21 protein-coding genes are annotated in these 25,927 nt (G+C 50.3%); 3 read left to right on the top strand and 18 right to left on the bottom strand.

What is annotated here, in order from left to right:
• Positions 1-4 precede the first annotated feature (4 nt).
• The 5 genes from NST69_RS05210 to leuB all read right to left on the bottom strand — a co-directional run bounded on the left by NST69_RS05210 (position 5) and on the right by leuB (position 5,595).
• Positions 5-1,537: a leucyl aminopeptidase gene (locus tag NST69_RS05210; RefSeq protein WP_342548676.1), complete on the bottom strand. Its 1,533-nt coding sequence runs from the start codon at positions 1,535-1,537 to the stop codon at positions 5-7.
• A 129-nt stretch (positions 1,538-1,666) separates the two neighbouring features.
• Positions 1,667-2,770: an ATP-binding protein gene (locus NST69_RS05205; RefSeq protein WP_036727689.1), complete on the bottom strand. Its 1,104-nt coding sequence runs from the start codon at positions 2,768-2,770 to the stop codon at positions 1,667-1,669.
• A gap of 334 nt (positions 2,771-3,104) precedes the next feature.
• Complete coding sequence (locus NST69_RS05200; RefSeq protein ID WP_036727687.1) at positions 3,105-3,512, bottom strand: hypothetical protein; 408 nt, start codon at positions 3,510-3,512, stop codon at positions 3,105-3,107.
• A gap of 223 nt (positions 3,513-3,735) precedes the next feature.
• Positions 3,736-4,275, bottom strand: a complete 540-nt coding sequence (locus tag NST69_RS05195; protein ID WP_036727686.1) for a peroxiredoxin — start codon at positions 4,273-4,275, stop codon at positions 3,736-3,738.
• Positions 4,276-4,512: 237 nt separating this feature from the next.
• Complete coding sequence (leuB, locus tag NST69_RS05190) at positions 4,513-5,595, bottom strand: 3-isopropylmalate dehydrogenase (RefSeq protein WP_036727684.1); 1,083 nt, start codon at positions 5,593-5,595, stop codon at positions 4,513-4,515.
• A gap of 227 nt (positions 5,596-5,822) precedes the next feature.
• On the opposite strand from leuB, the gene NST69_RS05185 reads away from it, so the two are divergent.
• Entirely contained in the window at positions 5,823-6,803 is a 981-nt protein-coding gene (locus tag NST69_RS05185) for an aldo/keto reductase (protein ID WP_342548675.1), read from the top strand.
• Between the two features lie 117 nt (positions 6,804-6,920).
• On the opposite strand, the gene NST69_RS05180 is transcribed toward NST69_RS05185, so the two are convergent.
• From NST69_RS05180 to NST69_RS05165, 4 genes are all read right to left on the bottom strand, one after another.
• Positions 6,921-8,012, bottom strand: coding sequence for a DUF4097 family beta strand repeat-containing protein (locus NST69_RS05180; protein ID WP_340955389.1), 1,092 nt, complete (start codon positions 8,010-8,012; stop codon positions 6,921-6,923).
• A gap of 19 nt (positions 8,013-8,031) precedes the next feature.
• Complete coding sequence (locus tag NST69_RS05175) at positions 8,032-8,529, bottom strand: hypothetical protein (protein ID WP_036727680.1); 498 nt, start codon at positions 8,527-8,529, stop codon at positions 8,032-8,034.
• Positions 8,530-8,590: 61 nt separating this feature from the next.
• Positions 8,591-9,061: a zf-HC2 domain-containing protein gene (locus NST69_RS05170; protein ID WP_036727679.1), complete on the bottom strand. Its 471-nt coding sequence runs from the start codon at positions 9,059-9,061 to the stop codon at positions 8,591-8,593.
• Entirely contained in the window at positions 9,058-9,600 is a 543-nt protein-coding gene (locus NST69_RS05165; RefSeq protein ID WP_036727677.1) for an RNA polymerase sigma factor, read from the bottom strand. Before NST69_RS05165 ends, NST69_RS05170 begins: the two co-directional genes overlap by 4 nt.
• Positions 9,601-9,811: 211 nt before the next feature.
• Here NST69_RS05165 and NST69_RS05160 point away from each other — a divergent pair, with 211 nt between their 5' ends.
• Positions 9,812-10,960, top strand: coding sequence for a response regulator (locus NST69_RS05160; protein WP_051478193.1), 1,149 nt, complete (start codon positions 9,812-9,814; stop codon positions 10,958-10,960).
• Positions 10,961-11,116: 156 nt separating this feature from the next.
• On the opposite strand, the gene NST69_RS05155 is transcribed toward NST69_RS05160, so the two are convergent.
• The 5 genes from NST69_RS05155 to ilvB all read right to left on the bottom strand — a co-directional run bounded on the left by NST69_RS05155 (position 11,117) and on the right by ilvB (position 20,597).
• On the bottom strand, positions 11,117-15,052 hold the full coding sequence (locus NST69_RS05155) for a collagen binding domain-containing protein (protein WP_342548674.1): 3,936 nt from the start codon (positions 15,050-15,052) through the stop codon (positions 11,117-11,119).
• Between the two features lie 460 nt (positions 15,053-15,512).
• Entirely contained in the window at positions 15,513-17,054 is a 1,542-nt protein-coding gene (locus tag NST69_RS05150; RefSeq protein WP_036727673.1) for a 2-isopropylmalate synthase, read from the bottom strand.
• 108 nt (positions 17,055-17,162) lie between these two features.
• The gene (ilvC, locus tag NST69_RS05145) at positions 17,163-18,155 is read right to left on the bottom strand and encodes a ketol-acid reductoisomerase (protein ID WP_036727672.1); all 993 of its coding nucleotides are present in this window, start codon (positions 18,153-18,155) and stop codon (positions 17,163-17,165) included.
• A gap of 205 nt (positions 18,156-18,360) precedes the next feature.
• Positions 18,361-18,840, bottom strand: a complete 480-nt coding sequence (gene ilvN / locus NST69_RS05140; RefSeq protein ID WP_036727931.1) for an acetolactate synthase small subunit — start codon at positions 18,838-18,840, stop codon at positions 18,361-18,363.
• A gap of 5 nt (positions 18,841-18,845) precedes the next feature.
• Entirely contained in the window at positions 18,846-20,597 is a 1,752-nt protein-coding gene (ilvB, locus tag NST69_RS05135) for a biosynthetic-type acetolactate synthase large subunit (protein WP_036727670.1), read from the bottom strand.
• A 621-nt stretch (positions 20,598-21,218) separates the two neighbouring features.
• On the opposite strand from ilvB, the gene NST69_RS05130 reads away from it, so the two are divergent.
• Complete coding sequence (locus NST69_RS05130) at positions 21,219-21,665, top strand: GNAT family N-acetyltransferase (RefSeq protein WP_036727669.1); 447 nt, start codon at positions 21,219-21,221, stop codon at positions 21,663-21,665.
• A 21-nt stretch (positions 21,666-21,686) separates the two neighbouring features.
• Here NST69_RS05130 and NST69_RS05125 read toward each other — a convergent pair whose 3' ends face one another.
• The 4 genes from NST69_RS05125 to NST69_RS05110 all read right to left on the bottom strand — a co-directional run bounded on the left by NST69_RS05125 (position 21,687) and on the right by NST69_RS05110 (position 25,881).
• Positions 21,687-22,037 carry a hypothetical protein gene (locus NST69_RS05125; protein WP_036727667.1) on the bottom strand — a complete coding sequence of 117 codons (351 nt, stop codon included), beginning with the start codon at positions 22,035-22,037 and terminating at the stop codon, positions 21,687-21,689.
• A gap of 279 nt (positions 22,038-22,316) precedes the next feature.
• Positions 22,317-23,273 (bottom strand): ABC transporter permease, encoded by a 957-nt coding sequence (locus NST69_RS05120; RefSeq protein WP_036727665.1) that lies wholly within the window; start codon positions 23,271-23,273, stop codon positions 22,317-22,319.
• On the bottom strand, positions 23,274-24,350 hold the full coding sequence (locus tag NST69_RS05115) for an ABC transporter permease (protein WP_339313108.1): 1,077 nt from the start codon (positions 24,348-24,350) through the stop codon (positions 23,274-23,276).
• A complete protein-coding gene (locus NST69_RS05110; RefSeq protein WP_342548673.1) occupies positions 24,343-25,881 on the bottom strand; it encodes an ABC transporter ATP-binding protein in 1,539 nt (512 codons plus the stop codon). Before NST69_RS05110 ends, NST69_RS05115 begins: the two co-directional genes overlap by 8 nt.
• Positions 25,882-25,927 lie beyond the last annotated feature (46 nt).

Genomic DNA, 25,927 nt, shown 5'->3' with positions numbered 1-25,927 from the left:
CGGTCTAGGCCTCAGGGGAGCGGTAATCTGGTTCAGCTGCAGCGCTCAGCAGATATTCCAGCAAGGTGCGGACCATGATGCCGGTGGCGCCCTTAGGATTCACACCCCGTTCCGCAGACAGAAAGGCAGTCCCTGCAATATCCAGATGCACCCACGGCAATCCCTCGGCGAATTCTCCGATGAACAGCCCCGCCGTGCTGGCAGCCCCATATCGCCCGGCAGCATTGCGGAGATCCGCAACCTCGCTTGTCAGCATCTCCCGGAATTCAGGATAGACAGGCAACGGCCAGATGTGCTCCCCTGACAGCCTTGAGGCTGCCAGAAGCTCTTCCAGGAATGCTTGATCATTCGTTACTGCCCCTGTAGCCACATCTCCCAGAATCGACACCACAGCTCCTGTCAGCGTGGCTACGTCAATGATCCGCTGTGCGCCCCATTCCCGGGCATAGGTGAGCGCATCTCCCAGAATGATCCGTCCCTCCGCATCAGTATTGATGATTTCGACCGTTCTTCCACTGAGGGTAGTAATGATATCGCCCGGTTTATAAGCATTCGCTGCCGGCATATTCTCTGCCGCCGGAATCAGCATGACCACATTGACCTTGGGACGCAAATGCCCAAGCGCATCCATAACCGCCAGAACGGCTGCGGCCCCGGCCATGTCACTGAACATGCTCTCCATGCCCGGTGCCCGCTTCAGGGAGATGCCCCCGGTATCGAAAGTGATTCCTTTGCCGACCAAGCCCACTGCGTTCTCCCATTGATTCGTCCCCTGATAGCGGATAACAATCATGCGGGGAGGATTCACACTGCCGCTGCCGATCGCAAGCAAGCCGCCCATTCCCTTAAGCGCAAGCTCCCGTTCATCCAGTACTTCAGCCGGAAGCCCGTGCCGCTGTGCAATTTCGATAGCAGCCACTGCAAGACCCGAAGGAGTCAGCAGATTCCCCGGACGGTTGGTCAGATCACGGGCAAGGTTGGCAGCCTCCCCGAAAGCCTTCCCCCGCTTGATGCCTTGTCTCCAGGCTTCCTCTTCTGCTGCTTCGCTCTTGCCTTCCGTACGCAGATGTACCGTATCTATACCCGTATAGGCTGCCTGGTCCAGCTTATAGTGTCTTCTGCGGTACGACCCCAGGACCAGCCCTTCCGCGATGGCCTGGCCGGCCTGCTCCGCCTTCAGCGCCCCAGTCAGCCCGCCCGGTACCGCCAATATCTGCACAACCAGCGTAGCGGCCTTCAGCCTATAAGCTGCCCTGGCGGTCTGCGCCATCAGCTGCCGCAGCTCGTGCATCCCCATCTGGCCCTTTCCGCTTCCGGCCAGAATGACCACAGGCTGCTCAGGCTGCTCCATTAGGGGCAGGATATACACTTGCCCCTGTTTGCCGCTGAACAGGCCCGCTGCGGACAATAGGCGGACTCTCGCGGCCCAATCTGCCGGAAGTCCTTCTCCCTGTGCCTGTGCCTCTGAGATGATTAGACATACAGCATCTCCTTGCGGTGAAGCTTTACCGGCATCACTGCTCCATTCAAAGATCAAGCTCCATCCCTCCGACTAACGCAGATAAGGCTGATCTCCCGCACTTGTTCGTGCATTGCAGGAATCAGCCCTTACATATTGATTATAACCCGAATGAACTCCACCGAGAACAACGGGCTTAAGATAGCATTAGTGAGTAAGCGGAAGCGAAATGACGAACCGGGTTCCTTCATTCAGCCGGCTGCTGACCGAGATGCAGCCGCCATGATTCTTGATGATCCGGTCACTGACGGAGAGTCCGAGTCCCGTCCCATTCTCCTTCGTGGTGAAGAACGGATTGAACAGTCTGTCAAGCGTGCAGATATCCATTCCCTTACCGTTGTCAGAGATGAAGATGCGCACCTCTGTTCCTTCTTTACGTGCGCCTACCTCAATCCGGCCTACAGAATCATCCACCCGCTCCGAGATCGCTTCCATCGCATTTCTGATCATATTTAGCACAACCTGCTTCATTTGCTTAATATCCCCTGAGATGACCAGGTCCTCCTGGAGCACCTGCAAGTTGATCTGGCAGCCCTTCATCAGCGCCTCGCTCTCTGTAAGCAGGACCACTTCCTTCAGCAAGGCAGAGACAGGAATCATGCTGATCTGCGGCACAGAAGGCTTGGAGGAAGTCAGAAATTCATGAATAATGTCATTGGCACGGTCAATCTCCGCTAATATAATCTTCGCATATTCTTCTTTGCCAAGCAGATGCAGATGGGGATGAAGCAATTGGATGAACCCCCGGATAGCCGTCAGAGGATTGCGGATCTCGTGGGCGATGGAGGCCGATAACCGGCCCAGCATGGCCAGGCTGTCGTTCTGGTAGGCCGTCTGTTCAATCAGCTTGTAGTCGGAGATCTCTTTGAATGTGAACAGGTAGCTGCCCTTCATTTCCTCTCCGCTGGACAAGGTTGCGCGCCAGTACCGTCCATATTCATCTACAAATTCATAGCTTGGCTTACCTTTGAGCACCATTTCACGATAACTCCTGAGCACCTGTTTCTTCTTGAAGCGGCTGAGCTGAATATGGGATAACAGATGATGCAAGGTGCAGCCCAGAAGAGAGTGACGGTTAAGCTCCAGAATGCCGTACATCTGCTTGTTGACGAAAGTCAGCACACCCTCATCATCAAAAAGCAGAATCCCGCTGTCGATGTGCTCCAGCACATCCTCAAATGTGGTATCCATCGGACCAGATTGAAACGTTCTTGCCGATAATAGCAAGCTTTCCTGATATTGGCTTATCACGATACGAAGTTCCCCCTTTTACTGCAATTGACGAAGACGCTTAAGCGACATCAAATTACTATGTATCTGAGTATATGACGAAGCCGCCAGAACATTCGAAAATCGTATTGTATTATCCAACCGTTTCAACTATATTCCAATCATATCCAAGAGAAGAAGACAACGCAATCAGAGAATCTGTCGAATGGCAAAAATATTCCTAAAATGATTCTTAAGACACATTTAAGTGGGAGGGGAATGATTTATTTCCTGCAAATACATTGAAAAGAGCCCCCGCCAGGCGGCAGGAGCTCACTGATTTATAACATGATGGCGGCAGGATCAAGACAGATATTCAAGCCTTCTGCTGGAGCCGGTGACGCCGCTGGCTCATAACAGCCAGACGCTTCTTCAGCTCACGTTCCCATTTGGAGTCGCCGATCTGTTTGGCAACCGCCAGCAGGTCCAGCGACATATCGATCTGGCTGCGTATGATCGCGAGCGGGTCCTCGCTCTCCATATTGATGACGTTCTCGAAGATCGCTTCCTCTTCCTCCATCACATAATCCTGGAAATCCACATCCGTGACGCCGTCGCCATGGGCATATTCCGCCAGAATTTCATATTCATTCTCGACTTTGTAATGTACCTCTACCCGGTGGCATACCGGACAAAAAAGCAGGGGAACATTATGGACTTGCGTGCGATAATGCTTTAGGGTTCCCTTCGTTCCAACCATACTCGCTCCACAGCAAAAGCTCATTTTTGTTCACCCTCCTTGAGTGTTGTCGTTGATTTGATTTCCTATTAGTATATTACAAAACAGCGGGAGAGATTCCTCTCCTTACAAGCTATATATTAACCTTTATGCCCATTTTCAAACGTCATTCCATATCTTTGCAAAAAACCTCCTTGAAGGGAATAATGCTTCCCGCAAGGAGGTCCTCTTAGTATATCAAAGATCGCGGTTCATGAGGCCCGGAAGCTTACAGGTTCTTGTCGCCTGGCTTCCAGTTCATAGCGCACAGCCCACCGGATTGGAGAGCCTGCAGCACACGCAATGTCTCTTCAACGCTGCGGCCCACATCGTTATGGTTAACAACCTGATACTTCAGTTCACCTTCAGGATCGATGATGAACAGTCCGCGCAGCGCAATGCCTTCTTCTTCAATCAGGACGCCATAATCGCTGGCAACCTTCTTCGTGATATCAGAAGCCAGCGGGAAGTTGATCTGGCCAAGACCGTTCATATCCTTAGGTGTAGACAACCAAGCCTTGTGGCTATGGATGGAGTCGATGCTCACACCTAGAATTTCTGTATCAAGCTCTGCGAAATCAGCAGCAGCATCACTCAGGGCTGTGATTTCAGTTGGACATACGAAGGTGAAATCAAGCGGATAGAAGAAGAATACAAGCCATTTGCCGCGATAGTCGGACAAGCTTACCTTACCGAAATCCTTACCGTCGCCTGTTACTGTCTCCATGAAGAAGTCAGGAGCGGGTTTACCTACCAAACGTTCTGCCATTGCTTAAATCCTCCTTTTGATTATGTAAGAAAAACAGCTACCGGACCGTTGCCGGATGCAATATGCTTTTCTTGATTTTATTGGATGGTTACATTCTTACGGGTACAGACCAAATGTTATCATCGTACAAAATCAAAGTCAATATTACATTGATTACTTTTTTATAATAATTATAAATAAGCAACATTTTGTGAAGTTTTTCTTCATTCTGCGTCAAAAGGGATACATGTGGTAGAACTAGGCTTTGCGGATAGCGGCTACAATCAGGTCGCCCATCTCTGTGGTGCTGATCGCCTTGCTCTTATCAACTGCGATATCGCTCGTCCGGTGACCGGCATCCAGTACCTCCGCAACTGCGGCTTCAATGGCTGCGGCTGCATTCTCGTAGCCGAAGGTCATACGGAACATCAGTGCAAGCGACAGGATCGTAGCGATCGGGTTCGCCAGCCCCTGTCCGGCAATGTCAGGCGCGGAGCCGTGAACCGGCTCATAGAGTCCGTAGCTGCCTTCTCCCAGTGAAGCGGAGGCCAGCATACCAATGGAGCCTGTCAGCATCGCTGCTTCATCGCTCAGGATATCACCGAACATATTCTCGGTCACGATGACATCGAAGCTCGAAGGACGGCGCAGCAGCTGCATCGCACAGTTATCCACCAGCACATGCTCAACTTCAACCTGCGGATATTCCGGCGCCAGTCTGTTCACCACTTCACGCCACAGACGGGAGGTCTCCAGAACGTTGGCTTTGTCGACACTCGCCAGCTTGCCCCGGCGCTTCCCGGCAATCTCGAACGCCTGGCGTACAATCCGCTCCACTTCAGTGACGTTGTAGACACAAGTATCTACCGCTTCTTCCCCATGCTCACCTTGACGGCGCAGCTTGTCCCCGAAGTAGATCCCGCCTGTCAATTCACGCACGACCATCAGGTCTGTGCCTTCCAGGACCTCCGGCTTCAGCGTCGAAGCATCCTTCAGACAATCGAAGACCACCGCCGGACGCAGATTGGAGAATAGGCCAAGCGCCTTGCGGATACCGAGCAGTCCGGTCTCCGGACGCAGCTCCTTAGGATTGTTATCCCATTTCGGTCCGCCTACGGCTCCAAGCAATACAGCATCGGCGCTGCGGCAGATCGCAAGCGTATCCTCAGGCAGCGGAGTTCCGCGTTCATCAATGGCGATTCCGCCGAACAGGGCGTGCTCTGTTTCAAATGTATACCCGAACAGCTCTTCCGTTCTTTTCAATACCTTTTCCGCTTCCGCCACAACTTCAGGTCCGATACCGTCCCCGGCAATTACGGCGATTTTTTTGACCTCGCTCATTCCTGTCACTCCTTAGGTAGTCCTGCTGGTCGCAGACATAGTTCTTCTGTATATTGTTGTATCATAACGAAGGACAAAGGACAAAGATATAGATTCTATCACGTTCATAGATATAGCCTATAAGTGAGACAAATCCCTAATTTGCCCTTGTCCCGCCAATTGATTACAATTAATGGGTAGGTGAAATTATCGGATCTCTAATCATATGGAAGAGGAGTGATCTCAAGATGCAATACGTGAAGCTTGGCAAGTCTGGTATGAAGGTAAGCCGCCTCTGTCTGGGAACGATGAACTTCGGTCCCATCACCGACGAGAAGGAAGCCTTCCGGATTATGGATGCGGCTCTGGACGCGGGAGTCCAGTTTTTTGATACCGCCAATGTGTATGGATGGGGTGAGAACTCGGGTCTGACCGAGACTATTATCGGCCGCTGGTTCAAGCAGGGCGGCGGACGCCGTGAGAAGGTTGTCCTGGCGACCAAGGTCTACGGGGCGATGAGTGACAAGCTGGATGGACCCAATGATGAAGGCGGCCTCTCCTCCTACATTATCCGCCGCCATCTGGAGGGCTCCCTGCAGCGTCTGCAGACCGATCACATCGAACTCTACCAGATGCACCATATCGACCGTAACGTGTCCTGGGACGAGCTGTGGGGCGCCTTTGAGCTTGCGGTCAGCCAAGGCAAGATCGGCTACACCGGCTCCAGCAACTTCGCCGGCTGGGATATTGCCGTTGCCCAGCAGGAAGCGAAGGCCCGCGGGTTCCTTGGACTGGTATCCGAGCAGCATAAATACAGCCTGACCTGCCGTCTGCCGGAGCTTGAGGTTCTGCCTGCGGCGCAGCATCTGGGCCTCGGCATTATTCCGTGGAGTCCGCTTGACGGAGGGCTGCTGGGACGCAATGCGCTGAAGAAGATCGAGGGCAGCCGCAGCGGCGGCAACGCGGAGCGTGTGGAGCAGCACAAGAAGCAGCTTGAGGCCTTTGCGGAGCTGAGTCTGGAGCTGGGCGAGCCGCAGGATAATATCGCTCTGGCCTGGCTGCTGGCCAACCCTGCCGTAACAGCCCCAATCATCGGACCGCGTACGCTGGAGCAGTTCGAGAGCGCGCTGCGCAGCCTGGAGGTCGTTCTGGACGAGTCCGTGCTGAAGCGTCTGGACGAGATTTTCCCCGGACCCGGCGGTGCGGCTCCGAAGGCTTATGCATGGTAATCAGAACTAACTGGCTGCAGCCTGCATAACCTCCCGATATCATTTCTTCTCTTACAATAAAGAGCTGTTCACCGGCATAACGTATCCGGTGAACAGCTCTTTATGCTTCTATGTCTTTTATTGCGCCGTATCCACTGTTATAGAACCATTGCTGGTGGACAAGGTGACCTCATGGGTGCCTTTTCCAAGTACAGCCGTTCCATGGTCCTCATCGTCGCCGCCCCAGTCCACGTTGCCTTTAAGTGATCCGTTACTGGTATCTGCCGTAATCTTGGCATCCGTTACCGCCGGAAGACCCAAGACAATCTTGCCGTTGCTGGATTTCAGTTCCCATGCACCTGTGATTGCCGAATTGACTGTAATCTTGCCGTTGCTGCTTCTGGCCGACACAGCGCCGTCAATATTCCCCAGCGTAATCGCACCGTTCGAGCTAACCAGGTCTGCTCCGCCCTGTACATTCTTTACCGTCAGCGTGCCGTTGCTGCTATGAGCCTTCACCCCTCCGGAGACATCATGGATATCCATCGTTCCGTTGCTCGTATCCACATTAATGCCTGCGGCCAGCCCCCCGGCTTCGATGGAACCGTCACTGGTCTCTACCTGAGCGGCCAGATTCTGCGGAATGCCGACATTCAGATATGGCGCATTGTTATTAAAGCCGATCTGGATATTGGAGAGCCAGCCTGAATCTCCTTCCAGCTCCATCACAAGCGTGTCGCCCTCGGTCGTCACTTTCCATTTACGCTCCAGAGCACTTGCCGCTTCATTGTCTGTATTGCCCGGCAGCTCCAACTTTCCTTCATACGTCAGTGTGCTCCCATCCACACCTTGGAGCTTAACCTTGCCTTGGGGCAGATCAATCCGCACATTCTTAATATCCTGTTGCACTTCTACCTTCCCGTTCACCGGCACCAGCTTGGTATTGCCGAAGATACTGCTCAGCGAGCCTCCGGCCAGCACCGTCTGTGCCCCGCTTGCCGCGATAAGCACAATGATCAGCAGAATGGCCCAGCCGCTTACGCGGCTTTTGACATCTGATTTAATGAAGAGCCTAAGCAGCATCTCCAGGCCGAACAGGATAAGCAGGGCCGGCCAGATATAACCCAGCACATCGTACGTGATTACACCATATTGAGCCATGACTACAATAACGCCTACTATTATGCACCCTATTGCGGCGGTAAAGCTGCCGATTTTCCATCTCCCCATCGTTTAATTCCCCATTTCACTATACTTTTGAATTATTCTTCAGCATTCTGAATCCATACCCGATCAAGGCAAGCGACAACAGAATCGCTCCGATATTCATATCGCTCAGTATTTCCCACAGAGCGGGAAATGCAGTGATGAGCAGCAGCAGGATGCCTGCGATAACACACCCAATACCGACCCACACCGGGTTCACATCATCATGCGGATACATCGGGGGCGCAGACATTCCCATCGTCCAGGGCGCTCCAAAGCTATCCGGATGGAACATCATCCGCTCATGCTCGGCAGCCGACACCTTCATCCAAGCCGCCTTTTGCAGCGCATCGAATAATTGATAGAACCAGAGCGCAGCAAGTGCGAACGGAAACACGGCGGGCATAGACGGAATGAATATAATACAGAGCGATGCTCCAATCATATACTCCAGACCCATTTTTTTAAAGCCCAGATACATGTGGCCCAGTCCTGGAACCATAGCCAGGAGAAACGTGAGCCAGCGTCTTTTCTTAATCATATGTTACCCTCCCAAAAGTTTTGTTGAAATAAAATAGATAACCGGCGAAGCCGCTATGGATTTATTTATTGTTACCTTGCGGGCCGAACCAGGAGCTGACCGATGTGGACATATGCCCATTGATTTCAGTGATGCCATATGCCAAATTCTCAAATACGCCAAGCTGCAGCAGGAGAAACGTCAGACCGACCGCCACGCCGTAATGCATCCAGGAGGTTCCCCGGGTCGTACGCCGTCTGGTCATGGTGGATTTCACGATCCGTTCTCTGCGTCCGTTCTCCAGCTGGCCGATCCTTGCCATAACATCCCCAGTCAAATCAGGGAAGTCATGCGTCAACACGGGCTCCTGCCCGCTAAGATCCAGCCCGGCTTCCATCTCACTCCACATCGCCGCAAGCTCCCGCGCCTCCTCCAGCCATTCCGCGCAGCCGGGACAGGTCTGGGTATGCAGATAGATCGCCTGCTGGGCCTCAGGTGACAACTGTCCATCTATATAATGCGGCATCCACTCTTTTACTGTTGAACAATTCATCGCCATTCCTCCCCGCTTTTGCGCATCATCTGTCTGGCCCGATAGAGCTGCGATTCAACCGTTTTAACCGAAATTCCTTTTTGCTCCGCGATCTCCTGATAGGAGTGGCGCTGAAAATAGTACAGCTGCACAACCGACCGGTACGGTTCCGCCAGACTATTCAGGTTCTCACCCAACTCCCGGGAAGCCTCCTTGCGAAGCACTGCCTGTTCAGGTGTCTGTGAAGTCACCCAGTCATTCTCAGTGTAATCTGCTGCACTCCGGTGCCGCCATTCCCGGTCATTGGCCCGTTTCCAGTCCAAACAGGTGCGGTAAGCAATCCGGTACAGCCAGGTGGAGAAGGAAGATTGTCCTCTGAAGGTGGGAAGGGCTTTATAGGCTTTGATGAAGACTTCCTGAGCCATATCCTTAGCAGACTCGGCTTCTCCTGTAATTTTGATGCATACGCTATATACCATGCCTTGATAACGGGTCACCAGATTCCCGAAGGCCTGATGCTCCCCGCTTAGCACAGCACTGATCCACTCCGTCTCTTCCAAGTCTTTCTTCCCTCCTTCAGCTACATAACGTTAGACGTCTGGCTTTAAGGTTCCCCTGCATAGTTTTTTAAATTATTTTAGAATAGCAGCATTTCTATTCAAAATCAGCCTCAAGTGCAAGCTCAGAGGGAGGATAACCCACATCCTTGTCGAATTATCCTTAAACAGCCTATGACAAGACAACATTCCTTAATGAAGTGGTGGGATAGACATGATTCAGGCCTTGCTGGTAGATGATGAACGGCTTGCTCTTATGAAGCTGAAAATGATGCTGGAGGAACTGACAACTATAAATATAATCGCTGCTTATACTGATCCTTCCGAGGCGGTCAAAGCAGTGCCGCTGCTACGCCCTGATGTGATTTTCCTCGACATTGATATGCCTGAGATGAATGGCGTCCAGGCTGCGGAAGCCATGCAAAGGCTGTGCCCTCAGGCAAGCATCGTATTTGTGACTGCACATAACAGCTACGCCATCGAGGCGTTCGAGCTTTATGCGCTTGATTATGTTCTTAAGCCTGTACAGCGGGGCCGTCTGCTGAAGACCATCGAGCGGCTGGAGGAGCGTCTCAGCCAGGCCCAGGAGGATTCGCGCAAGCCTGCACAGACGGTCATGATCCGCAGCTTCCAGTCCTTAAGATTCGAACGGGGCGGCCAGCCGCTGCCCAATATCCGCTGGCGCACCTCCAAGGCACAGGAATTATTCGCTTATTTATTTCATAACCGCAACCGGTTTGTAAGCAAAGATACCCTAACCGATCTGCTGTGGCCTGATTTCAATCTCAAGAAGGCCTCCACTCATCTTTATACAACGATTTATCAGGTTCGGCAATGCCTGAAGCAGGCGGAGATCGATCTGCAGATCAGCAATGCCAGCGGAGGAGAAGGCTACACCCTGGAGACCGGCAGCCTGCTGATAGACAGCTACGAATGGGAGAAGGGCATTCTTACCCTGGATACCATCAATAAAGACAACTATGAGGAACATCAGCGGTTGTTCGAATTCTATTCCGGCGATTATCTGAACGATTACGATTACCTCTGGGCGGAAGGGGAACGGCAGCGTCTGCGGACCATCTGGCTGCATCATGCAATGAATATCGCCGAATTCTATGTCAGCAGCGGCCGGATACCGGAAGCGGTGACCGTGTACCAGAGAGTGGTGCAGCTCCAGCCTTATTTTGAACAGGGGCATCTCGGGCTGATGAAGGTCTACGACAGCATTGGAGAGCGTTCAGCGGTAGAGGAACAATATCATATTCTGACGGATTTACTGAAGCGGGAGCTCGGCGTGAAACCGCCCGCGAGTATTAAGCGCTGGTATGAGGAATGGAAGCATCTTAACCTCAGAAGCATGTGATTCTCCGTAAATAGAAACGGCAATGCTGACCTTTCAGGGGACGGTATGATTTCAGCGACTTTATATTTATAAGAGCAAAGACACCCGCAGCAGGCTGCGGGTGTCTTTGTGTATGCTGCCATATTAGCTGGTTAATACCTGCTAAGGTGCATTCTCCTACATTTTCTTGCGGGCATTAAATCTTCTGGCCAGTACAGCTCCCAGAATAATCAATCCGCCGCCAGTCAGATACAGCGGGAGAGGACTTTCTTCTCCGGTCTGCGGAAGCTTGCCGGGAAGTCCGCTGTTGTTGCCTTTGTCAGTTGGTTCTGTAACCGTGCCCTTAGGCACTTCATCGACTCCAACTTCAATTGTAATCTCTTCCTCATTGCCGTCTTCATCTGTTACGACAATCGTGAATTTATCCTTGCCGGTGTAGCCTGGATCAGGAGTATACGTCCATTTGCCATCCGGTGTAATAGTTACCGTACCATGCGCCGGCTCTTCGCCGATGCTAGGAATACCTCCCAGCGGGATCTCGCCGTCGATAGGCACTTCCTCAATCGTAGTGACCTGTGTGGCTTGCGGCGTTGGAGTGCTAACCGTTCCAGGCTGGGCCGGTGTTGCTGCTGGCGTAACTGCCGGTGTAACTACAGGTCCTGTTGTAACCCCAGGTGTACTTGAAGCAGCCGGAGTCCCCGTTGGCGCTGGCGTTGCCGATGGTGTCGGCGTTGGTGTACCGATAACTCCAGGAATGCTTGATGGTTCAGGTGTCGGTGTATAGTACACCGGCGGTGATGTTGGTACTGGTGTTGGCGCCGTAGTCGGTTCTGTTGTTGGCGCCGTAGTTGGTTCTGTTGTTGGCGCCGTAGTTGGTGCTGTTGTTGGTGCTGTTGTTGGCGCCGTAGTTGGTGCTGTTGTTGGCGCCGTAGTCGGTGCTGTCGTTGGCGCTGTAGTTGGTGCTGTTGTTGGTGCTGTAGTCGGTGCTGCTGTTGGCGCCGTAGTCGGTGCTGCTGTTGGCGCCGTAGTCGGTGCTGTTGTTGGCGCCGTAGTCGGTGTTGCTGTTGGCGCCGTAGTCGGTGTTGCTGTTGGTGCTGTAGTCGGTGTTGCTGTTGGTGCCGGTGTTGGTGTTGCTGGTACAGGCTTCAGTTTGTTGCTAACTTCCAGTTTAAATCCTGTTGTTGAATTAATTTTCACATCATGCGGCTTTGAATCAAGTACAAAATTCTCAGGAGCTTTTGTTTCAATTACAACGTAATTCCCGCCAATCAGTTTCGTAAATTCAATTATTCCCTTTTCATTCGTAGTTCCATCTTTGATCCAGATCCGATCCTCACCAACGACACGGTACAGATCAAAGCTCGCTCCCTGGAGAAGATTGCTGCTCTTGCCTTCTTCGATTTTCGTTAAGGTTAATGTGCCTCTAATCCCGCTGCCGGTACCTGAACCGCTGGAGAGCTTGACGGTGATCACTTCGCTGTCGTTTTTAGTTATCTCTTTTACATTTTTGCCGTTCAAGCTTGCCTTGTTGGAGACCGTTTCACCATTTGCCGCAGTAATCAAGGATTGATATTTAAGGACGTATGCTTCTGAAATATCCTTCAGGAAGCTTAGCTTAAAGCTTTCCTTCCCGTCACTATCTGCCGTAATTTCCAGCTTATAGTCTGTATCTCTAACCAGTTCCTCGTTTGTTTCTTTTACTTCTCCATTTCCTGCAACTGTAGTCTTAAACAGGTGGAAAGTATTCGACAGGAGAATCTGATTGTCACTTGGTTCATCTGTTAGGACGGCTTCCTTGATAAGCGACTGGTTACGGTTGATAGAAATCGTCCAGTTGATTTTGTTACCGTCCTGCACTCCCGTTTTAATTACGTATTCTCCGGCGTTAGGAATATTTACAGAGGCTTTTAAATCCTTCGATTGCTTGACCAGACCGTCATACAATACGGCTGTATTATTAACAGAACCTGAATCTATCGCCTGATTAGCAAATGTTGTATTAAATGTTACGTAAAATGCATAATCAATCTTTTTGTTAAAGATAACCTTCAGTTTATTTCCATCCAGAGTGACCTTATAATCAGCATCATTCACACTGGCAGCAGCAGAAGGGTTTCCATTTGCCCCATACTCCAATTTGTTGACTTTAACAGACGCCAAATCGACGATTTGACCATCTGTAATGGTATCCACCAGTTCGGCGGCATCCAGCGTCTTAAAATTATAGTTTGCTCCTACCGTCCAGGAAATTTTCTTAGTCGTGGCATTATAAGAACCAGATTTCAGACCATTATTCTTCACTTCGCCTCTTGGTTCAAATGTTGCTGTAGCTTCTTTTTCTTTCCAATCGTTACTACCGTCTATTTTCCATTTTAATGCTGCTGTATTCACAAATCTGTCTTTGCCTGAATCCAGCCAGTCATAATTAAAACTTGTAGTATAGGTAATTGTATAAGGTTCATTAATTGTTCCATTAAATGTAATCACAAATCCATCAGCCGCAGCAGGTGGAGTAGATTCATTATAGACTACTGAGTGAACTGTTGGGGCTGCGCCGCTTTTGGTCGTGATTTTCAGAGAGCTGCGGTCAAGCTTAAGTCCCGCATTATTGAAGGTATCCGTTACAACCAGATCTTTCATCTTCTGGCTGTCATCATTAATGTTAATTGTCCACTTCACTGTTTTTTTGGAGTAGTCCACATTAGAGTACGTCTTGTGCAGAATCTGTTGTTTCACATCACGAGTAGCTTTTTCCGGTTTCCCATCATAGGTAACCGTATTGGTAATTTGACCATCTTCAAAAACACGATCGTTGGCTTTAGTCTGATACTCAATCCGATATGCGCTATTGATTTCGTTATTGAATTTCAAATCAAATCCGTTTAGAGAATCTGTATGGGTCTGGGTGACTGTATATTGACTGGGATCAATTGCAGCACCCTTTACCCCATTGCCGCTATTATCAATAGTAACCGCATATACCTTAACAGAATTCAAGATTAAATCCTGCGATTTGTTAAAGTAATCGTTCAGTACAGCCTTAGACGCCGGAATGGTCTTGACGTTGTAGTTATAATTAATAGCCCACGAAATTATTTGAGTTGCTCGATCATAATCAGTAGTGGACTTCTCCAGAGGTTTGCCACGCCCCACTGTAACAGTAGCTACTGCCTTTTGGGAATATTCATCATCACCAGAAAGGAACGCAGTATTCTCATATGCTGTTTCATCTGCACCGGCAGCATTAATTACGGTAGAAAAGCTAATGCGGTAAGCCTTAGTAATCGGGCTGCTCACAAAGCTAAGCTTCAAGTTATCAGCAGTAGAGTCTGTTGTTACATATTGACTGCTGCTGACAAGACTGCCTTCCGATACATCACCGTTAACCTTCACTTCAAGCTCATGAACAACAATTGAACTTGGATCAAGTGACACTCCATCAGGCAATTTATCAGTAACTACTGCATGCCCCACACTATCTAACGACTTATTCACGTCAATAGTCCAATCGATGCTTTTCGGGTTGTAGTACGGCTGAGGAGAACCTTTCTTCTCTATCGTCTTAGTGACATTAGGCTTAAAGTTAAGCTCAATGAATTGAGAGCCGCCTTTTATTGGAAACTCAAGAATTTGCTTGGTTGGGCCAGTAATCTTTTTAGAACTAAGCAAGGATTGAACCTTAAATGTTCCCCCTACTTTGTCATAATTAGTGATAAACTCATTGAACGTAAATACAACTTCATTTGTATCCTTGTTTACAGTGTAATTCGCAACAGTCTCTCCCTCAAAATCAAGCTGGCCTTCTAAATCGTTAAAAAGCTCAAATTGTAAAGGAAGCTTAAATCTATACGTGGAGCCTGCAGAATAACCATGACTGTCTTCAAGTTCCCAGGTATAGTTCAGTTCAGCGTAGGAATCCAACTGATATACATTTCCTGTAACTGTCTCCGTATAATTACTATCTTTATACACTGCAAGTGATACACTCGTAATTAACGGGGCCGTTATCTCCGTCCCATCCGCCTTAACCTTCGTCATGAACCCGAAACCGCTGGCAAACTGTGTAATCAGCATTACAACAACCAGCCAGGCGCCTATCGTCTTTTTCTTCATATAATTATAACCTCTCTCTTTAGCAAAATGATTGTTCCAGCCTCGCCATTACCCGTTCCCGCCTGCTTCTTCCCGATCGTCCCCCTGTCGCTAGTATGTATGTGGGCCTCCAATTTCGCTTGTACTGTTCTTTCGTAACTTTACTTCCCGCCTCTGAACAATTTCTGAACAGATTATGAGATAAATCATAGATAACTTAAAAATAAAATATTTCTTATGACAAAAAATGTGTTTCAAACGCAGAATATGAAGAATCCACTCTGGATTATGAACTATTTTTCGTTTTTCCGACTCATCTTGTTCATTCTTTTCATTTAAAACTTGTTTCAAATCCCTTTAAGCTGGATTCTACCCCTGAATGCTCAGCGTCAAAAAATTTTCAGCAGATTATTGAACAAAAAAAAGAAGCCTCCCCGGACAAAATGAACTGGTCCGGTGAAGCTTCTTTTAAATAGTTAAATTATAGATTGGCATGCTCCCGCTTGGTGTAGGTCTTGCGCTTCTCAATCAACTTGTTCAGTGCATCCAGATAGGCTCTGGCACTTGCTTCCAGAATATCGGTGCTAAGTCCGCGGCCCTGTGCAGCCACCTCGCCTTGCGAGAGCACGACATGCACCTCACCCTGAGCATCCTTCCCTCTGCTGACGGCTTTGATCGAATAATCACCAAGTGTGACTTCTTCCCCTGTAGCCTGGTCAATGGCATTGTAGATCGCATCTACCGATCCGTTGCCTTCGGCAACCGCCACAATCGGCTGCGGGTCCTGGCCATGAATAATCACCTTGGCGGTTGGAGTAGCCTCATTGCCATACGTAACATAGATCGTCTGCAGGCTGAAGGTCTCCGGCGTATCGATCAGCTTCTCTTCCAGAAGCGCAAGGATATCCTCGTCTGAGACTTCTTTTTTCTTATCTGCGAGATCCTTGAACTTGGCAAAAGCGGCATTGACCTCTTCCTCAGAGATGTCATAGCCCAGATCACTCAGCTTATCGCGGAAAGCGTGACGGCCCGAATGCTTGCCGAGCACCAGCTTGCTTTCTTTGAGGCCGATGGTTTCCGGTGTCATAATCTCGTAGGTCGTCTTCTCCTTCAGCATGCCATCCTGATGAATCCCGGATTCATGGGCGAAGGCATTCGCGCCGACAATCGCCTTGTTCCCCGGCACAACCATCCCTGTCAGCTTACTGACGAGGCGGCTGGTACGGGAGATTTCGGATAGGACCAGAGAGGTCTTCGCGCCGAAATACTCACTGCGGGTCTCAAGCGCCAGAGCCACCTCTTCAATCGCTGTATTGCCGGCACGTTCCCCGATCCCGTTGATCGTACCCTCAATCTGGTCTGCGCCATTTTGAATGGCAGCCAGCGTATTGGCAGTAGCCATCCCCAGATCATTATGACAATGGGCGCTAAGCTGTACCCGCTCGATATCCGGCACCGTATCCTTCAGGAATTTGAAGATGGCACCGTATTCCGCCGGATTCAGGTAACCGACCGTATCCGGAATATTCACCACATTCGCACCCTCGCGGATCGCCATGGATACCATTTCAGCCATGAAATCACGCTCGGTACGGCCGGCGTCCTCCAGGGAGAATTCCAGCTTGGGAAAATACTTCTTGGCATAGCGGATCGCCGATTGTGCCGTTTCCAGCACTTGTGACTTCTCCATGCGCAGCTTATGCTGCCGGTGTATCGGCGATGTAGCCAGGAAAATATGAATGCATGGGTCCTGTGCCCCCTGCAGCGCTTCCTTGACCGCATCAATATCGCTCTCTCTGGAACGGGACAGACCGATTACGGTGACGTTCTTGACCGCTCTGGCCACTGCGTTCACCGCAGCCAGATCTCCTGGCGAAGCGGCTGGAAAGCCTGCCTCCATCCGGTCAATTCCCAGCTTCTCCAGCTGGTAAGCGATTTCTACTTTCTCACGTGTATTGAGGTTCACACCCGGCGACTGCTCCCCGTCACGCAGCGTCGTGTCGAACACATGAATTTTCCGCATGCTGAGCACCTCCTGAAGATTGTCCATAAACCCTCAAATGCGGCCCGCAAAATTACGGCCGCATCTGAGAATCACACTATGGTTACTTGTATTCTGAAGTATATGATTTTATTTCTTAATCCAGTGCATCATTTCACGCAGCTGGCTGCCAACCACTTCTACCGGATGAGCGGCTTCATTGCGGCGGGTAGCGGTCAGGAAGGCACGGCCGGATTGGTTCTCAAGGATAAAGTCGCGGGCGAATTTACCCTGTTGAATATCAGACAGTACTTCTTTCATAGCTTTCTTAGTCTCAGCAGTGATGATGCGTGGTCCAGTTACATAGTCACCGTATTCCGCTGTGTTACTGATGGAATCGCGCATGCTGGACAATCCGCCTTCATATACCATGTCAACAATCAGCTTCAGCTCATGCAAGCACTCGAAGTAAGCCATCTCAGGCGCATATCCGGCTTCAGTCAATGTCTCGAAACCAGCCTTGATCAGTTCGGACACACCGCCGCAGAGAACAGCCTGTTCACCGAACAGATCCGTTTCTGTCTCTTCACGGAAGGAGGTTTCGATGACTCCGGCACGGGTACAGCCGATGCCTTTGGCATACGCCAGACCAATAGCCTTGGCATTGCCGGTTGCATCCTGTTCAATAGCGATTAGGCCGGGAACGCCGAAGCCTTCAACATAAGTGCGGCGAACCATGTGTCCAGGAGATTTAGGAGCTACCAACAGCACATCCGCATCCTTAGGAGCTACGATTTGTCCAAAATGCACGTTGAAACCGTGGGAGAACATCAGAGCCGCGCCATTCTTGAGGTTCGGTTCGATATCATTCTTATATACAGATGCCTGAGTTTCGTCCGGCATGAGGATTTGCACCACATCTGCACGGGATACTGCTTCTGCTACAGACAATACTTCAAAGCCGTCATTCTTGGCAGTTTCAAAAGATTTACCTTCACGCAGACCGATAACCACCTGAAGACCACTGTCACGCAGGTTCTGTGCCTGGGCATGTCCTTGGCTACCGTACCCGATTACTGCAATTGTCTTTCCCTTCAATACGCTAAGCTCTGCATCCTGTTCATAGTACGTTGTAACTGCCATTGTCAAAATCCTCCTTTAATTTGGGACCCATCGTAAAGAGCGGGTGCTTCAAGAGCACACTCCTGTTAGGCTTACTCTATTATAGCGTGCTCCTCAAGCCCCCGCTCGTTAGCGGGCAAAGTCTGTCCTAATCTTAATTAAATGAATGTCTTAATTAAATTAATGCACGCAAGCAGCAATTCGTTAAAGCTGTAAAATGTGACGATTAGGCATTCCCGCGGATCATCGCCGTTACTCCTGTCCGGGACAGCTCCTTAATACCATAAGGCTTAAGCAGCTCAATCATTGCATCAATTTTGGTGGTTTCTCCGACTACCTGCACCAGCAGGCTTGCCGTACCGATATCTACTACCGAGGCACGGAAGGTCTCGACTACGCCCATAATCTCAGGCCGCTCAGAGGGCTCAGCCTTGACCTTAATGAGCGCCAGCTCACGGGCAACCATAGGCTTTGAACCCAGATCAACTACCTTAATTACATCAATCAGCTTGTAGAGCTGCTTCTCAATCTGCTCCAGAGTATGCTGATCACCTAACGTTACAATGACCATCCGGGACAATCCGACCTCTTCGGATTGCCCAACAGTAATACTCTCAATATTGAACCCCCGGCGGCCGAATAATCCGGATACCCGCTGCAGCACGCCAGGCTGGTCATTCACAAGCACAGCAATCGTATGTCTCATCACTGTTATTCATCCCCCATCAGCATTTGATCAATGGTAGACCCTTGGGTTACCATCGGGTAGACATTCTCGTCTTTGGGGACAACGAATTCTACCAGGACAGGTCCAGGTGTTTCCATGGCTTCTTTCCAGGCGGCGCTGGCTTCTTCCTTGTTCGTTGCCCGCAGGCCCTTCACACCGTAAGCCTCAGCCAGCTTCACAAAGTCCGGGCTGCCGGCCAGATCGGTATAGCTGTAACGCTTCTCATAGATCAGGTTCTGCCACTGACGGACCATTCCGAGTACCTGATTGTTAATCACAACGATCTTGACCGGAATCTTATTGATCGCACAGATCGCAAGCTCCTGGGAGCACATCTGCATGCCGCCATCACCATTAATGGAGACTACGAGCCGCTGCGGATGGGCCATTTGCGCCCCGATCGCTGACGGGAATCCGAAGCCCATTGTTCCAAGGCCCCCCGAAGTAATCCATGAACGCGGATGGTTGAACTTGTAATATTGAGCAGCCCACATCTGATGCTGGCCTACGTCAGTCGTCACAATAGCTTCACCTTTGGTGGTGTCATTGATCATCTGGATGACCCACTGCGGCTTCAGCTCCGTCTCCGAATCCTTGTACCGGTACGGCTGGTCCAGCTTCCACTGGGCAATCTGTGTTCTCCAGGCATCAGCCTTCGAGGCACGCTTCACATCCGGGATCAGCATTTCCAGAACCGTCTTAACATCGCCCACAATAGGAATATCAGTTGCTACATTCTTGCCGATCTCGGCCGGATCAATATCGATATGCACGATCTTCGCTTTAGGAGCGAAGCCGTCCAGCTTGCCGGTTACGCGGTCATCGAACCGGGCACCGATGTTTATCAGCAGATCGCATTGCTGAATGGCATTATTCGCTGTGTATGTGCCGTGCATTCCCGGCATTCCCATCCACAACTCTTCGCCGCTCGGGTAACACCCCAGTCCCAGCAATGTAGTAGTAATTGGAATCTCCGTGCGCTTCACGAATTCATACATGGACTCATGCGCTCCAGAGTAGATGACTCCGCCGCCTGCAATAATAATCGGACGCTCCGCCGCCTCAATAGCCTTCACAAGCTTATCGAGCTGCAGCTTATTGGGAACCGTGCGCGGATTGTAGCCGCGAAGGTTAACTCCCTGGTGTTCTGCCGGAGTGAACAATGTCATCGCCGCCGATACATCCTTCGGAATATCGATCAGTACCGGACCTTTACGTCCCGTATTCGCAATATGGAAGGCTTCATGAATAATACGCGGCAGATCCTCAACATCCCGCACCAGATAGCTGTGCTTCGTAATCGGCATCGTTATCCCGGTAATATCCGCTTCCTGAAAAGCATCTGTGCCAATCAGGCTGGAGAATACGTTACCGGTAATGACCACCAGCGGAACCGAATCCATAAAAGCTGTAGCAATTCCGGTTACCAGATTGGTTGCCCCGGGGCCTGAAGTGGCAATACATACACCCACTTTACCGCTCGCTCTTGCGTACCCGTCAGCCGCATGGATCGCTCCCTGCTCATGGCGTGTCAGAATATGATTGAAATCGTCGAATCCATAAAGAGCATCATAGATATAGAGTACAGCCCCGCCGGGATATCCAAATACAGTATCTACACCTTCCAGTACAAGACTGCGCAGGAGGACTTCGGAACCCGAAACCACCTCTGGATTTTTCCATTTCTCACGTAACTGCTCTATCGACCGCACTTCTTCCGGTAATTGCGCGCTCATCAGTATTCCTCCCTTCGATCGTTCACATGCATTATTCAAATGACAGGACGTCAGTATCCAACCTTTAATATTAGCGAACAGGCTTAAATCTTTCCTGTTTCAACAAAAAAACCTTTCGCCTCCCACGCGCAGAAGAAGCGCGTGAGGGACGAAAGGTTTAGCTTCCGTGGTACCACCCATGTTTGCATAACATCTCACGATGATATGCCTTATCAGGTATACAAAAATCCATCGATGTAGGCAGGGCCCAAATCTTCGTAACCTGAAGTCCCTAACGCGGACCAAACGATTCCCCCTAATAATTCCACCGCTCCTGCTGGTGGACCTTTCAGGGAAACAGCTCCGAGGTGAGCTCGTATATAAGGGATTCTGGTGGAGGTTGCAGCAATTCCTCTCACTCTCTGAACAAAAGAGCCCTTAAAACTTCGTCCTCATCATTGCCGATACATGTATGCTCGTTAAATGTTTAGACACATTATATGATTCCTCACACGGTTAGTCAATACCCATCTGCGGGTTATACATTAAATTGTTCATAAAATCTTGTTCTATTCTTGCCGGAACGCCCACACCGCCCGGGGCATATGATGTACGACAATGCGTGGAAAGGGGGCAATATTTATGATTCGTTACCGCAGACCCAGGCAGGATGACACGATTATTTATGACTTAATTGAAAAGCAGCTTGTCCCGTTATCCCATCTTCCGCAGACAATCATTAATCAGGTCAGGAAGGATCTGCCCCGCCGCCTGGGACAGGGAGTCACACTTGTTGCTTGTCCCGACTACGACAGTGATCCGCTGGGATTCGTGCATTTTCTGCTGCATGGCGATTTATTATACATTGATATGCTCGCCATTGCCCCGGATGCAAGGCGTAAGCGATACGGAAATATGCTTATGGACAGGGCGGAGCGGTTTGCACTATCCCGTGCATGCCACAGAGCAAAGGTCTCTGTAGATACCGGAAATACCGCCGGTCTGAACTTTTATGAAAAACTGGGCTACAGCGTAGCCCGTTATCAACCGCAAAACTACTGCTATGAGCTTGAGAAACAGTTCCGCTGATAAAGCAGCAAGTTATATGGCTTAAAAGAATCCGATCGGCGGAATTCCATAACCAGGACCTGGGCCGTAGCCGCCATAAGGGCCGGGAACTGGACCATGGCCATAACCATAACCGCCCCCGTAAGGAGCACCGCCATACCCGTAGCCTCCGCCATAACCGTAAGGAGCCGTACCAATGGCCAGCAAATCAAACAATACGAGCGGAATCAGTGCCTTGGTTTGTACTTTTTTACCACTGATACGCTGCAGAATCAACCGGTTGCCTGAGATGCGGATCAGTTTACCCGTCACTTTGGACCCGTCTTTTTTTACCGCCACGATATGTTTGCCTATCAGCTTGATCACTTGTTGCTTCGTAACCGGGTGTGCCATAATATCCCTCCTGTAGTTGTTTCTTAACACTCTATTCGCCTCACCCGGTATTCGCCTGTACATCTGCCCGCCTCCGGGCTGAAAGTATCCGCAGCTGCTGCCTGCAATAATTACAAAATCCCCCCACAAAGTAGGACTTTAGCTTCGATGATGACTCAGGTGCTTTGCGGGGACCCCAAAACATATAAATTCTTATCTATCAAAAAAGCGCATTCCCGGAAATCCGGAAATGCGCTCTGTTCTGTTCTGTTAAGCTCTGGAATTGGTATACCGATAGCCTTAGCGTTTGCTCGGATCGTAAGGTTCACCAAGCGCCTTAGGTGCCGAGGAACGGCCCACAGCACTCACCAGAACGATAATGGTTAACACATAAGGAATCATGAAGATGAATTCCTGCGGAATGCTCTTGGACCATTCAAACAGCTGGACATAGTTGCGGATCGCCTGGGAGAAGCCGAAGAATACCGCAGCACCGAAGGCACCAAGCGGATTCCACTTCCCGAAGATCATCGCAGCAATGGCAATAAAGCCTTGTCCCGAGATCGTATTGTGCGCAAACGTACCTGTAGTAGTCAAGGTAATGGTGGCTCCGCCGATACCCGCCAGCAGTCCGCTCAGCATGACGCCGATGTATCTCATCTTGTTGACATTGACACCCAGGGTATCAGCCGCACTCGGATGTTCACCGACTGCGCGCAGACGGAGTCCAAACGGAGTTTTGAACAGGATGAAATAAATGACAATGACTAAGATAATCGCCAGATAAGTGGTTGGATAGGAGTTAAATATCCCCTCGCCGATAACCGGAATCTTAGAGAGCCCGGGAATCGCCACTTTGCTGAATCCGTCGATCAGCGGAGTTTCGCCTGATCCTTCGAAGAACAGCTTAACCATGTACAATGTGCTGCCTGCGGCCAGGAAGTTAATAACCGTACCGCTTATCGTCTGGTCAGCCTTGAAGGTAATCGCAGCCACAGCATGGATCAGTGAACCGATTACTCCGACAGCCATGGCACAAAGCACCCCGACCCAAGGTGCCCATTCGCCCATGCCTGCATCTTGAGCATAGTAGCCACCTACTGCAGCTGCAAAGGCGCCAAACATCATTAAGCCTTCAAGTCCGATGTTCACGACACCGGATCGTTCAGAGAAGATGCCGCCGAGGGAGGCAAATATTAGCGCTGTGGAAAAAACAAGCGTCGTATTGAGCAGTTGGCCTAAGACTACGAAGTCCATCTATAACACCTTCTCTTTCTTGCGCTTGAAGTAAAACGGTTTGAGCACCCAGCGTACAATGCCTTGCGCAGCAATGAAGAATATGATCGAACCGATTACAATACGGATCAGCTCCGGAGGCACATCCGCACCGAAGCTCATGCCTGCCGAACCGTACGTCAGCGTGCCATATAGAATAGCAGCGAGAATGACACCCAGCGGATGGGTCAGTCCAAGCAGGGCAACAGCGATACCGTCAAATCCATAACCAGGTGAAGCTGCAAATACGGATTGATAATGGAATACACCCAGTACTTCACCAGCGCCTGCGAGACCTGCGAACACGCCGCTGATGAACATTGCCTTCACCACATTGCGTCCGACATTCATTCCTGCATATTCGGCAGCATGCGGGTTCAAGCCTACTGCACGCATTTCGTAGCCCTGCTTGGTCTTCCAGAGATAGACATAGAAGAAAGTTGCTGCCGCCAGAGCAATCACGGTTCCCCAGTGCAAACGGGCATTATCAAAGGTGGAGAAGAGGAAGGTCATGGATAGAGAAGCCGGATTATCCTCCGACCGGTTCTGCCCTTGCAGAAGCAGGAACGTCCGGACAATATAATTCGACAGGAAGAGCGCAATCCAGTTCAACATGATCGTTGTGATAACTTCATTAATACCGCGCTTGGCCTTCAGATATCCGGCAATACCGGCCCATAGTCCGCCGCATACAGCAGCTGCAATGACCGCAAGCGGAACTAACAGGAAGCCGGGCAATACCCCGCCAAGCTTAATGCCGACAACAGATGCAGCCGTCATCCCGATCATGACCTGCCCGTCCGCACCAATGTTGAACATCCCTGAGCGGAAGGCAAAGGCTACAGCCAGACCCGTCAGCATAAGCGGAGTCATCTCGCGGATCGCCTCACCGAAATCATACGGGCTGCCGAACACGCGCTTGAACAGCGCAGAGTAAGCCGCAATAGGATCATAACCGCCAATCAGCATGACGATAGCACCTACAAGGAAACCCATCAGAATTGCTACAAGAGGAATTATGTAGCTGTCTGTTGCGAATATTTTCCGGAGTCTAGACATCCGCATGACCTCCCCGCTTCAAACTGCCCGCCATCATCAGACCCAGCTCCTGGTCATTCGTATCCTGCGGGAATACCTCTCCGACAATCTGCCCTTCATAAATAACGGCAATCCGGTCGGACACATTCATAATTTCATCCAGCTCAAATGAAATCAGCAGTACAGCCTTGCCTTGGTCACGCTGCGCAATCAGCTGCTTCTGCACAAATTCAATGGCTCCGACATCCAAACCGCGCGTTGGCTGAGCGGCAATCAAAAGAGTCGGATTCTTGTCTATTTCCCGCGCAATAATCGCTTTTTGTTGATTACCGCCGGATAAGGAGCGGGCTTTATTCTCTATAGAAGGTGTGCGCACATCGAATTGTCTGACCAGATCTTCGGCATGCTTGTTAATCACATCTGTGTTCAAGAACCCGTTCTGGTTATATGGACTCTTATAATACGTCTCCAAAACCATGTTTTCGCTCACGGTGAAGTCCAGCACCAGACCATGCTTGTGACGGTCCTCCGGAATATGGGAGACATTCATTTCAGATACCTTGCGCGGTGACAGATTGGCAATCTCCTTACCGGAGACCTGGATCGAACCTGAGTCAATCTTGCGCAGCCCGGTAATGGCCTGAATCAGCTCACTCTGGCCGTTACCGTCCACTCCGGCGATTCCGAGAATCTCCCCCGCCTTAACTTCGAAGCTCAGGCCATTCAGCACAGGCACGCCATCCTTGCTCTTGCTGCTGACATTAGACAGCTTCAGGATGCTCTCGCCAATATGCGGCGGCTGCTTGTCCACTTTGAAGGTTACTCCGCGTCCGACCATCTTCTCAGCAAGCTCGTTAGGATTGGTCTCGGTGGTCTTCACCGTATCAATCACCTTACCGCGCCGGATAATGGTGACACGGTCGGAAATCTGCATGATTTCCTTCAGCTTATGTGTGATCAGAATAATGGATTTACCTTCTGCAACGAGCCGCTTCATAATCGCCATCAGTTCCGTAATTTCCTGCGGCGTTAGTACAGCGGTAGGCTCATCGAATATAAGTATATCCGCTCCGCGGTACAGGGTTTTCATAATTTCTACCCGTTGCTGCATGCCTACCGAAATGTCATGAATTTTGGCATTTGGATTGACTTGGAGCCCGTACTGCTCAGATAGCTTACTAACCTGCTCCGCAGCGGATTTATAGTCAATTTTAAGACCTTTCTTCGGCTCCATGCCCAGAACAATGTTCTCGGTGACCGTAAAAGGATCAACAAGCTTGAAATGCTGGTGAACCATACCAATGCCAAGCTCAATAGCTTTATTGGGGTTATCAATAATAACCGGTTTCCCGTCGATTTCGATGCTGCCTTCATCGGGCTGGTACAGTCCGAATACGATATTCATCAAGGTTGATTTACCTGCCCCGTTCTCACCAAGCAGTGCATGGATCTCCCCTTTTTCCAGCGTCAGACTAATGGAGTCGTTCGCAACGATACCGGGAAAGCGTTTTGTGATTTGCTTCAACTCTACGACAGGAGCCGCAGCACTCATGGAATCACCCTCATCACAGAATATATATAATATTGCCTTTTAGACA

It is taken from the genome of Paenibacillus sp. FSL P2-0089 (assembly GCF_038595095.1).
Taxonomy (GTDB): domain Bacteria; phylum Bacillota; class Bacilli; order Paenibacillales; family Paenibacillaceae; genus Paenibacillus_AQ; species Paenibacillus_AQ silagei.
The sequence above is the reverse complement of the archived record's forward strand: the minus strand, read 5'-3'. Positions and strand labels throughout refer to the sequence as shown.